The organism is Nakamurella endophytica, from assembly GCF_014646215.1.
In the GTDB taxonomy this organism is placed as follows: Bacteria; Actinomycetota; Actinomycetes; order Mycobacteriales; family Nakamurellaceae; genus Nakamurella; species Nakamurella endophytica.
On record NZ_BMNA01000003.1, the window covers coordinates 502,046 to 512,945 of the forward strand.

The 10,900-nt window shown below is 73.8% G+C and carries 8 protein-coding genes; 5 read left to right on the forward strand and 3 right to left on the reverse strand.

The window, feature by feature from the left end:
* Positions 1 to 380 precede the first annotated feature (380 nt).
* Both IEY37_RS09510 and IEY37_RS09515 read left to right on the forward strand, forming a co-directional pair.
* The gene (locus tag IEY37_RS09510) at positions 381 to 1,166 is read left to right on the forward strand and encodes a GntR family transcriptional regulator (RefSeq protein ID WP_188941283.1); all 786 of its coding nucleotides are present in this window, start codon (positions 381 to 383) and stop codon (positions 1,164 to 1,166) included.
* 71 nt (positions 1,167 to 1,237) lie between these two features.
* A complete protein-coding gene (locus IEY37_RS09515; RefSeq protein WP_188941284.1) occupies positions 1,238 to 1,954 on the forward strand; it encodes an SDR family NAD(P)-dependent oxidoreductase in 717 nt (238 codons plus the stop codon).
* 45 nt (positions 1,955 to 1,999) lie between these two features.
* Here IEY37_RS09515 and IEY37_RS09520 read toward each other — a convergent pair whose 3' ends face one another.
* Genes IEY37_RS09520 through IEY37_RS09530 form a run of 3 tightly spaced genes read right to left on the reverse strand, consistent with a single transcriptional unit; the run spans position 2,000 to position 6,374 of the window.
* The gene (locus IEY37_RS09520; RefSeq protein ID WP_188941285.1) at positions 2,000 to 2,989 is read right to left on the reverse strand and encodes a C-terminal binding protein; all 990 of its coding nucleotides are present in this window, start codon (positions 2,987 to 2,989) and stop codon (positions 2,000 to 2,002) included.
* A gap of 32 nt (positions 2,990 to 3,021) precedes the next feature.
* A complete protein-coding gene (locus IEY37_RS09525; RefSeq protein ID WP_188941286.1) occupies positions 3,022 to 4,929 on the reverse strand; it encodes an ABC transporter permease in 1,908 nt (635 codons plus the stop codon).
* Positions 4,929 to 6,374 carry an extracellular solute-binding protein gene (locus IEY37_RS09530; RefSeq protein ID WP_188941287.1) on the reverse strand — a complete coding sequence of 482 codons (1,446 nt, stop codon included), beginning with the start codon at positions 6,372 to 6,374 and terminating at the stop codon, positions 4,929 to 4,931. Before IEY37_RS09530 ends, IEY37_RS09525 begins: the two co-directional genes overlap by 1 nt.
* Positions 6,375 to 6,499: 125 nt before the next feature.
* Here IEY37_RS09530 and IEY37_RS09535 point away from each other — a divergent pair, with 125 nt between their 5' ends.
* The 3 genes from IEY37_RS09535 to IEY37_RS09545 are packed head-to-tail and all read left to right on the forward strand — an operon-like array spanning position 6,500 to position 10,883.
* Complete coding sequence (locus IEY37_RS09535; protein WP_188941288.1) at positions 6,500 to 7,177, forward strand: bifunctional 4-hydroxy-2-oxoglutarate aldolase/2-dehydro-3-deoxy-phosphogluconate aldolase; 678 nt, start codon at positions 6,500 to 6,502, stop codon at positions 7,175 to 7,177.
* On the forward strand, positions 7,174 to 8,631 hold the full coding sequence (locus IEY37_RS09540; protein ID WP_188941289.1) for a xylulokinase: 1,458 nt from the start codon (positions 7,174 to 7,176) through the stop codon (positions 8,629 to 8,631). The genes IEY37_RS09535 and IEY37_RS09540 overlap by 4 nt, the downstream gene beginning before the upstream one ends.
* A complete protein-coding gene (locus IEY37_RS09545; protein ID WP_188941290.1) occupies positions 8,628 to 10,883 on the forward strand; it encodes an alpha-galactosidase in 2,256 nt (751 codons plus the stop codon). Before IEY37_RS09540 ends, IEY37_RS09545 begins: the two co-directional genes overlap by 4 nt.
* The last annotated feature ends 17 nt before the right edge of the window (positions 10,884 to 10,900 follow it).

Here is a 10,900-nt window from a genome sequence, read left to right on the forward strand (position 1 = left end):
GGTGGGTCTGCCGGCGGCCGCCGGGGACCGGACCGGGACCCGGCGGCAGCCGTCGCGGTCCGGCCGGGGCGCGGCGAGCGCGGTGGCGCCGCAGACGGCCCGGTGCCGCGCGGGGAGGTGCCCGGCACGGCCGGATCCCGGCTCCGGCGGGGGGTGCGGAGGACGGGTGGACCTCACCGCGGCGACACCGGCCTCATTGTTGACAGTTTACGGTACGACGCGGCACAGTGCGCGAGGAGCGGTGGTCCGGGCCCGGTCGGGGTGTCGGGCCACCGGCGAACGGGTATCGGTCGTCCACGTCCTCGCTCCCGCGGGGACCGGCGCCCTACACTCGTCGCACCCGTGTCGGCTTGTTCGCAATCGTCCGTGATGGAGCCGCGATGCCCGCTCACCGCGCCGCCCCGGCGGTCGCCGACCGGTCCAGGTCCGCCCCGGGGCGACTGCTCGATGCAGCCGCGCCCCGGGTCTCGCTGGGTGACGTCGTGGCGGAGCGACTGCGCGAGGCGATCCTGTCGGACGAGTTGAAGCCCGGCCAGCCGCTGCGCGAGGAGGACATCTCCGAGCGGCTGCGGGTGAGCCGCGGTCCGGTGCGTGACGCGTTCATCATCCTGGAGCGAGAAGGCCTGGTCAGCAGGGAGAGTCACCGCGGGGCCAAGGTGGTCGAGCTGTCCCTGGACGATCTCGGTGAGGTGTACAGCCTGCGGCTGTCCATCGAGGAGCTGGCCGTCCGGCTGGCCATCCGGCGGGGGGACGCGGCCGACCTGGACGCGGTGGACGCGTCGCTGTCGGACCTGCGGTCCGGCCTGCGGCGGCGGCTGACCGAGCAGGAGGCGGCCCGGCTCGACGTCGAGTTCCACGACGCCATCTTCCGGGCGGCGCACCACGAGCGGCTGTACGCCAGCTGGCGGGCGATCCGCATGCAGGTCTACTGGTTCCTGTGCAGCCGCAACATCGCGAACGCCGACTGGCGGGTCGCGACCGTGGGCGGCCACCAGGAGATCCTCGATCTCATCCGGGGCGGCAAGGAACGGCCGGCGACGGCCGCCATCCGGTTCCACATCACCAGCGCCTACACGCGCATCATCAACCAGCTGACCGCGGAGGATCCCGCAGGTCCGGACGCGGCCGAGATCGTCCAGGTGGCCAAGTCCTTCCTGCTGACGTGACGGCGGCCGATCCGTCCGGCGGGTCGACACCGCCGGCCCCCGCCCGCCGGTCCTCGGACGCCGGACCCAGGGTGGCCGTGGTCACCGGCGGTGCCGGCGGGATCGGCCGAGCGGTGGTCGAGCGGCTGGCCGCGGACGGCCACCAGGTGGTCTCGCTGGACCTGCGGCACCCCGAACCCGTGGCCGGTGCGGCGGAGTGCCTGGACGTCGACATCACCGACGGGGCGGCGGTGCAGCGCTGCGTCGACGGCGTCGTGCAGCGGTTCGGCGGGATCGACGTGCTGGTCAACAATGCCGGCCTGCTCGAGTGTTTCGCGGTGCACGACACCCCGGACGACGTCTGGCACCGGATGCTGGCCGTCAACCTGACCGGGCCGTTCCTGCTGTCCCGGGCCTGCCTGCCCGCGCTGCGCAGCCGGCCCGGCTCCAGCATCGTCACGATGTCCTCGGTACACGCGGTGGCGTCCGTGCCGCGCACCGCCGCCTACGCCGCCACCAAGGGCGCCCTGCTGGCGCTGACCCGGCAGATGGCGGTCGACTACGCCGACGACGGGGTGCGGGTCAACGCCGTCGTGGTCGGCAGCGTGGACACCGCGATGTCCGCCCGGCACGGTGCTGCCATCGCCCGGGACCACGTCGAGGTGCACCCGCCGTCCGGAGCGCTGGGCAGGATGGCGCAGCCCGTCGAGATCGCCGGTGCGGTGGCGTTTCTGGTGTCGCCGGCCGCCTCGTTCGTCACCGGGTCGGCGATGGTGGTGGACGGCGGCCTCACCGTGCGGCTGATGTGAGCCGGGGTGGCCGGGCCGGCTCCATCCGGCCCGGCCACCCGCCGGTCAGCTGGCCGCGACCGCCGGTCGCTGCGGGTCCACGGCGAAACTGCCGTGCTCCGGCCGGTTCCCGAGGGTCACGGCGAGGACGTCCGTCATGGTGCGGGACGCCAGCCGCGGCGCGGACTCCGACGAGTACCACGCGATGTGCGGCGACAGCACGAGGTTCGGTGCGTCCCGCAGCGGGGAGTCCGCGGGCAGCGGCTCCTGCTCGAAGACGTCGAGACCCGCGGCGCCGATGATGCCGGCGTGCAGGGCGGCGGCGAGCGCGGCCTCGTCGACCAGACCGCCGCGGGAGACGTTGACCAGGACGGCGCCCGGCGGCATCCGGCGCAGCCGGCCGGCATCGATCAGGTGGTGGGTGTCCGGGGTCAGCGGGACGTGCAGCGACACGACGTGGGCCCGCCGCAGCAGCTCGCCCAGGTCGGAGACGCGCTCGAAGTCCTCGCCGGGCGAGCTGTCCACGACGTCGTAGGCCAGGACGTCCCGGACGAAGGGCCGGATCCGCGCGATCACCGCCCGGCCGATCCGGCCGGTCCCGACGACCCCGGCGGTGCACTCCTGCAGTGCCGGGATCGGTCCGAGATCCGTTCCGCCGCACCAGCCCTGCTCGCGGACCGCACGATCGGCCTGCACCACCCGGCGGTGGGCGCCGAGCAGCAACGCCATGGCCTGGTCGGCCACCTCGTTGGTGGCGTAGTCCGGCTGGTAGACGACGGCGACCGACCGGGCGCGCGCCGCGTCCAGGTCGATGGTGTCCAGCCCGACGCCGGCCCGGCCGATGACCCGTACGGAGCGGCCCAGAGCGGCGATGTGCGCGTCGGTCAGTCGCTGCAGGCTCACCACCAGCCCGTCCGCGCCGTCGGTCAGTGCGGCGACCTCGTCCGGTGTGCCGACCGGGCCGGTGCGCACCTCCGCCGTGCCGCGCAGTCCGTCGATCAGGTCGTCGAGGCCCGCGAGCGCGCCCTCGGCGACCGCGATCCTGGGCAGTGTCATGGAGGTCTCCGGTTCCGTGGGCGCGGTGGCGGTCATCCCTTGACCGCCCCGCCCTGGTAGGCAGCGGCCAGGTGCCGCTGGGTGAGGGACAGCAGCACGATGGCCGCGAAGATCGGGATGAGCAGGAACACGGCTTGCATGCCCGGCGACGCATACGACGAGAACGCGTACGAGGACATGTACTGCTGCAGCGCGGGTGGAAAGGTCCGCTTGGCGCCGTCGCTGATCAACGTGGCGCCGAACAGGTACTCGTTCCAGCAGTTGATCAACGTGAACGCCGCCACCGACCCGATCACCGGACCGGCCAGCGGGCGGACGATCTGGAACAGGATCCGCAGCGTGCCGGCGCCGTCGATGGCGGCCGACTCCTCGATCTCCCTCGGGATCCCGTCGAAGAACACCTTGAACAGCAGGGTGGACAGCGGCAGGAAGGTCGCCGACAGGGCCAGCACCAGACCGGTCAGCGTCCCGAGCAGGCCGATCTGGGCGAAGAAGTCGTACAGCGGGAAGACCAGCACGATCGCCGGCACCAGCTGCACCACCAGCAGCACCACCAGCAGCAGCCGCGTCCACGCGGACTGCCAGCGGGAGAGCGCGTAGCCGGCGACCATGCTGACCAGCAGCACCAGCAGGGTGGTCGCCGCGGTGACCAGGATGCTGTTCAGGAAGTTGAACGCCAGCGGCGGGGTGAGCAGGTTGTCCTTGCTCCACAGGTCCGGGCTGGAGAGCACGGTGCCGTAGTTGGACAGGGTCCACTGCCGCGGGATGATCGAGACCGTCTCCAGACCACCCGGTGTCCCGTCGAGGGACCGGGAGACCATGAACAGGATCGGCGCCAGCGCGATCAGCACGACGACCACCGCGCCGATGTACGGCAGCACCAGGCTGTCCCGCAGGTGCGAGCGGCGCGGCATCCGCCCGGCGGCGCGGTCCGCGGCGTCCCGGCGCTGCCGGCGCTGGTAGGTCGTCCGCGCCAGCAGCGTCATCCGGTCCGCCGGCCTCGCCGCCCGGGCGGCCGCCAGCAGCACCCTGCCCACCACGTACGCCACCGCCAGGAACAGCAGCATGATCAGCATGCTGATGGTGGTCAGCGCGGTGGCGTAACCGGTGTCGTAGTTCGAGAACGCCTGCTCGTAGGAGTACGTCGCCAGCGTCCTGGTCACTCCCGCCGGGCCGCCGCCGGTCAGGATGTAGATCAGGTTGAACTCCTGGAAGCTGCCCATGAAGTGCACGGTGCAGGCCAGCACGCTGACCGCGCCCAGGCCGGGCAGGGTGACGAACCGGAACCGCTGCCAGCGGGTGGCGCCGTCCGTGGCGGCCACCTCGTACAGCTCGTCGGGAATCCGGGCAAGACCCGCCAGCAGCACGATGGTGTAGAACTGGAACGACGCCCAGGTGTTGATCAGCAGCAGGACGACCCACACGGTCTTCGGGTCGGCGAGCGGGTCACCGAGGTTCCAGCCCAGCGCGGCCGGGACGCCGGTGGCCGGGTCGAGCAGCAGCCGCCACATGTTCAGACCGACCGGCGCCGAGATCACGAACGGCACCAGGGCCAGCACCCGCAGCGCGGTGCGGCCCCGGATCCGTTGGTGCAGGGACAGTGCCGCGAACATGCCGAGCAGGTAGCTGGGCACGACGCCGCCGATGCCGCGCACGAAGGTGTGCGCCACGATCGAGGCCGAGTTGGGATCGGTGAAGAACCGGCGGTAGTTCTCCAGGCCCACGTACCGGCCGGTGTCCGCGGCCTGGAAGCTGGTCAGGATGCTGCGGACGATCGGGTAGACCACCAGCGCGCCGATCAGCACCACCGCCGGGACGATCAGCAGCAGGTAGACACCGGTCCGCCGCGTCGAGCCGCCCCGGCGCGGGACCGGGCGTGCGTCGACGCGCACGTCCCGGACCCGGCCGGCATCGGTGGACGTCGTTGCCACCACGGGCATCAGCCGTTCTTGTTGATCAGGTCCAGCTGGGCCTGCATGTTGGTGATCAGCGACTTCGCCGCATCCGCCGCGGACGTTCCGTTCAGCGTCACCTGCTGGATGGCGGGCAGCACGGCGTTGTTCATGATCGGGGCGATGGCCACCGGCTCCGGCACCTGGGCGTCGTCGAGCAGCGTGCCGAACGACTTCAGGAACGGATCGGTGATCGCCGCGTTCGCCGACTTGCGGACGGCCAGCTGCGCGTCACCGGTCCGGCCGACGATGAGCTTCTGCGTCTCCTCGCTGCGCATGGCCTCGATGAACTGCCAGGCCAGGTCCTGCTGCTTGGAGTCGGCGTGGATGAAGAGGGCGTGCTCCTCCCAGAAGGTGGTCTGCTTGGTGGCGTGCGGAACCGGCGCCACCGCCAGGTTCTTCAGGGTGTTCGGGTACTTCTGCGAGTTCGGCACCACGAACGGCCCGGCGGAGTACGACGCCAGGCTGCCCTTGGAGAAGTTGCCGTCCGTCTCCGGGTAGCCCCACGTCCCGACGGCCTTGGGCGAGCAGTGCCAGGTGTTGACGGTGTCGTAGTAGAACTGCATGACCTGCTGGAACTGCTCCTGCGACGGGCCGATCTTCCACGTGCCGGGGCCGCCGGTGACCATCGGTGCGCCGGTCGACCAGATCAGCGGCAGGAAGTTGGACGACGACCGGCCGTCGCCGGACTTGGCTTCGAAGCCGAAACCGACGTGCCCGTCGGTGTTGAGCTTGGCGGCCCACTGGCCGAACTCGTCGAAGGTCCAGGTGGCCGGGGTGGTCAGCCCGGCGGCCTTGGCGTAGTCGGCGTGGTAGACGATGCCGCGGCAGTTGCAGCGGAAGCCGAGCCCGTAGACCTTGCCGTCGATGGTGTTCGCCGCGTAGTCCTGCTCGTAGAAGGCGGACTTGTCCTCGGTCTTGATGTAGTCGTCCAGCGCCAGCAGCTTCACGCCGGCGCCCTGCAGGCCGGTGATGCCCTGCGCCGTCCAGAAGATCACGTCCGGCGGGTTCCCGGACTTCTGCGCGGCCGCGGCCTGGGCCGGGTAGGTGCCGTCGTCGACGGTGACGACCTTGAGCTTGGCGCCGATCTTCTTGGCCGCCGAGTTCTGGAACACGTCGTTGAGGAACCCGGGGTCGACCCAGGACGCCAGCATGACGGTCAGCGTGCCGCCGCCGCCACCGCCGCCCCCGGTGGACGACGAGCTCGACGAGGCCGAGCCGGTGCTGCCCCCGGCTGCCGCCGACGAGGACGACGAGCCCGAAGACGAGGACGCCGACGACGAGGACCCGCCGCCGCTGTCGGAACCACAGGCGCTGAGCAACCCGCCGGCCAGGCCGGCGGCACCCAGGCCGGCGACCCCGCGGAGGAACGTCCGCCGGCCGACGCCGGACGGCTCGGTGGGGTTGCCCTGCCCAACGCCGGTGTTGCGCATGTTGCCTCCTGCAGGCTGGTTCGCCCGACGATGCGGGCCTTCGGGGGGAGAGAGACGGTCGGTACTGGCCGCGGCCGCTGCGTGGCGCTTGGCCGGCGGCCGAGTGCTCGTTTATTGTCGACAATATGCAAGCCTTGTCAAACGGCGACGCCGCCGTCGGTACCCAGTCGTTACGCGACGCCTTGGCGGACCAGTGGGTGGTCCCGGTGCTGCGGTACCAGGCGCAGGAGGTGTACGAGACCGCGGTCGCGTTGCACGCCGGGGGGCTGCACCTGGTCGAGATCACCATGTCGACCGAGGGCGTCTTCGAGGTGGCCAGGGCACTGGTCGAGCAGGGCGTGACCGTGGGGATCGGGACGATCACCGACCCGGCGTCGGTGCACCGCGCCGCCGAGGTCGGCGCATCCTTCGCCGTGTCGTTCTGCAACCCCCCGGGATTCCTGCGCGCAGCGATGGACACCGGTCTGCTCGCCGTCCCCGGCGCGCTGACGCCGAGCGAGTGCTTCGCGGCGCAGAGCGGCGGCGCCCGTTACGTCAAGATCTTCTCCGCCCGCATCGGCGGCCCCGAGTACATCCGTGACCTGGTGCCCGTGCTGCCCGGGCTGCAGTTCGTCGCCTCGGGCGGCATCTCCACGGACGAGGCCGCGCTGCGGCCGTGGTTCCACGCCGGCGCGGCGCTGGTCGCGGTCGGCCGCGAGCTCGGCACGGCCGGCACCGTCGGGACCGCCGAGGTCACCCGGCGGGCGGTCGGCCTGGGCGGCGTCCGTGACGCCCTGCGCGCCGGCGGGTCGCCGGCGCGGTGAGCCGGTACGTCGGGATCGACGTCGGCACCTCGAGCGTCAAGGCGGTCCTGGTCGATGCCCGGGGCACCACGGTCTCCGCGGGCCGCGCGGAGTACCCGACCCTCGCGCCCGGCCCCCGGCTGGCCGAGCAGGACCCGGAGCAGTGGCTGGATGCGCTGGCCCGGGCCGTCGCGGATCTCGGGCCGCTGCGGTCCGGTACCGGCGCCGACGACGTCGCCGGCATCGGCGTCGCCGGGCACACGCCGACCCTGGTGCTGGCCGACGGCGACCGGCGGCCCACCCGCAGCGCGCTCACCTGGCAGGACTCGCGTGCGGTGGACGAGGCCGCCGAGCTGGAGCAGAGTCTCGGCGTCCCGGAGCCGGTGGTGGGCGGGACGCTGCCGTGGTCTCCGGCCTACCTCCCGGCCAAGCTGTGGTGGGTCGCCCGGCACGACCCGGACGCGCTGGCCCGGGCCCGGTGGCTGCTGCAGCCCAAGGACTTCGTCGGCTACGCGCTGACCGGGGTGGCGGCGACCGACGTCTGGAGCTCGAAGGGGTTGTGCCGCATCGACACCGGCGCGCCGGTGGACGCCGTGCTGGCTGCCGGCGCCGGCGGTGTCCGGCTGCTGCCGCCGCGGCTGGACCCGTGGCGCGCGCTCGGCACCGTCGACGGCCGGGGGGCGGGGCGCACCGGGCTGCCCGCCGGTGTGCCGGTGGCCGTGGGCTGGACCGATGCGCTCTCCGGGATGGTGGCGCTGGGCGCGTTCGGCGGCCCCACCGCCTTCGTGCACACCGGGACCTCGGACATCGTCGGGGTGTCCGGTGCCGCGCCGCACCCGGCCGGCGCCGTCCTGCACATCCCGGCGAGCTACGCCCCGCTGCCGGTGACCTACGGGCCGACGCAGACCTCGGGCGCCGCGCTGCTGTGGGTGGCCGCGCTGCTCGGCCGGGACGTGCCGGACGTCCTGGCGTCGGCCGGCACCGCCGCCCCCGAGGCCGTACCGCTCTTCCTGCCCTACCTGGACGGCGAGCGGGCGCCGCTGTGGCAGCCCGCGGTGCGCGGCCGGTTCCTCGACGTGTCGCTGGCCACCGGGCCGGCCGAGCTCGCCAGGGCGGTGCTCGACGGTGTGGCGCTCGCCGACCGGCACGTGCTCGAGACGGCCGGCGCCGGCCGCGGCCCGGTGCACGTCGGCGGGGTGTCCGCGCTCGACCCGGCGTGGGTGCGGGCCCGGCTCGACGCCCTGGGGCGGCCCTTGGTGCTGCACCCGGGCGTCGACGTCGCCGCCGCCGGTGCCGCCGTGCTGGCCGCTGCGGCGGCGACGGGCGCCGAGCTGGGGTCCGTCGCCGCCGCGATGGCCGGCCCGACCCGCACCGTCGAGCCCGCCCCGGCCGCCGTGGCTGCGGCGGACCGGCGCTTCGAGCGGTACCGGGCCGCGGCGGCCGCGGTGCTCGCGGATGCCGGGGGCGCGGCGTGACCGAGGACGCCCGGTACGCATGGTGCGACGTCGTGGTCGACGACCACGACGGCGGGACCGGCGGCACGCCAGCCGGCGCGGACGACCGCGGCAGCAACGCCGTCGGGGACGGCAGCGAGGGCAGCGACCGGACGGAGGCGGCCGGCGCTGCGGCGCAGCCGACGATGCACTTCCGCAGCGGCACCACCGTCTACTCCGAGGGGCTGCGCGGCGGCCGGCTGGTGGGGCTGGGCTGGAACGGGGCCGGCTTCACCCCGATGGCGGCCGACCCGTGGCCCGACGCCGACGACGCCGACGCGCAGGTCGGCACCGAGGCGTTCGGCCTGGAGTGCGACGGCTTCGAGCTCTCCGACGGCTGGGACTGCCTCGGTGTGGAGCGCGACGACCGGGCTGGCGCGGTCACCCTGCACCTGGCGCTGCGCCACCGGGTCCGGCCGGTCGGGGTGGTGGTGCACACCGAGGTGGACGGCACCGCGGTGCTGGCCCGCTGGTTGACGGTGACCAACCGGGGGGATCGGCCGATGGCCCTGTCCCGGATCGATCCGTGGAGCGGCGTGCTGTGGCGGCGCTCGGCGTACGAGCGCGCGGGCGACGCGGTCGGCGCGCCGGCCTTCCGGGTCGGCCGCTTCGCCGACGACCGGTGGGGGCACGAGGGCGCGTGGACCGAGGAGGCCCTGCCGGACACCGGTGCCGTGGTCGCCGGGCGCTACCGGGGCGGTCCGCACCGGCATCCCCTCGTCACCCTCGCCGCGGTGTCGACCGGCGAGCTGTTCATCGGCCAGCTGGGCTGGTCGGGCGGCTACCGGTGGGCGTTCGAGACGGCCGGCCCCCGCACGGAATCCGCGCGGGCCGGCGCGGGCGCCCGCCGGATCCGGTTCCGGGTCGGGCCGGACGCTCCGGCGCCGCAGCGGGTGCTGTCCCCGGGCGAGGCCGTGGACACCCCGAAGGTCCACCTGGGCATGGTGCTGGCCGACCTGGACCGTGCGGTCGACGAGATGCACCGGCACGTCCGGCGTGTCCGCGGCGCCCGGCCGGCCGGCCGGACCGGGCTGGTCGAGTCGGGGATCGGTCCCGAGCAGGAGATGACGGCGCGGGCGGTGCTGCACGAGATCGACGCTGCCGCCGACCTGGGCGCCGAGGTCTTCTTCCTGGACGCCGGCTGGTACACCGGTCGCAGCGCGGACTGGCACCGCACCGCCGGGGACTGGCAGGTGGCGGCCCGGTATCCCGGAGGGCTGGCACCGTTCCGCGAGCGGTGCCACCGGCTGGGTCTGCGGTTCGGGCTGTGGATGGAGCCGGAGCGGGTCGGCCCGGACAGCCGCAGCGCCGCCGAGCACCCGGAGCGCCTGGCGCGGCGGCCCGACGGCCGGCCGCTGCGCGGGCTTCTCGACCTGTCGGACGACGAGGTGGCTGCGGCCGTGGAGTCCTCGATCGCCGACCTGGTGCAGCGCCACGGCCTGGACTTCTTCCGGCTGGACCACAACGTCGGCGCGCTCGGCGCGGGGTACGTGCACCGCTCCGGTGGGCTGCCCGAGAGCCATTGGTGGCGCTACTACGACAACCTGTACGCGCTGTTCGGCCGGCTGCGCCGCCGGTTTCCCGACGTCGTCCTCGAGACCTGTGCCAGCGGCGGCGCCCGGTCCGACCTCGGCATGCTGGAGGCCTTCGACCACACCTGGGTCACCGACTGGCAGCTGGCCCCGCGGTCGTTCCACATCACCAACGGCATGACCCTGGCGCTGCCGCCGGAACTCGTCGACCGGCACGTGGGCGCGGGGATGAACGACCACCTGCGCGGCGACGTCGACTGGGGCGGCCGGCTCGCCCTGTTCGGGCGCCCCACGGTCGGCTGGCTGCACGAGGTCGGCGCCCCGCCGTCGGCGGTCCAGCGGGAGCGTGTGCGCCACGCGGTGCGGCTGTACAAGGAGCGGGTGCGGCCGTGGCAGGACGACGCGGTCCTGCACCACCACACCCCGCTGCTCGACCAGGACGCCGGGTGGGGCGTGCTGGAGCGCAGCAGCCGCGACCGGACCAGGGCGGTGATCGGCCTCTTCCGACTCGACGCGGCCGGACCGGACCGGTGGGTCGTCCACCCGCGGGGCCTGTCCCCGGCGCCGCGCTACCGGGTCACCGCCGACAACCGTGACGAGACCTGGGAGGTGGCCGGGGCGGAGCTGCTGCGGGACGGCGTCACCGTCCGGCTCGCCACGGCGCTGACCTCGGAGGTGCTGCTGGTCGAACCGGCGGCCTGACACCGGTCCGAGACCCG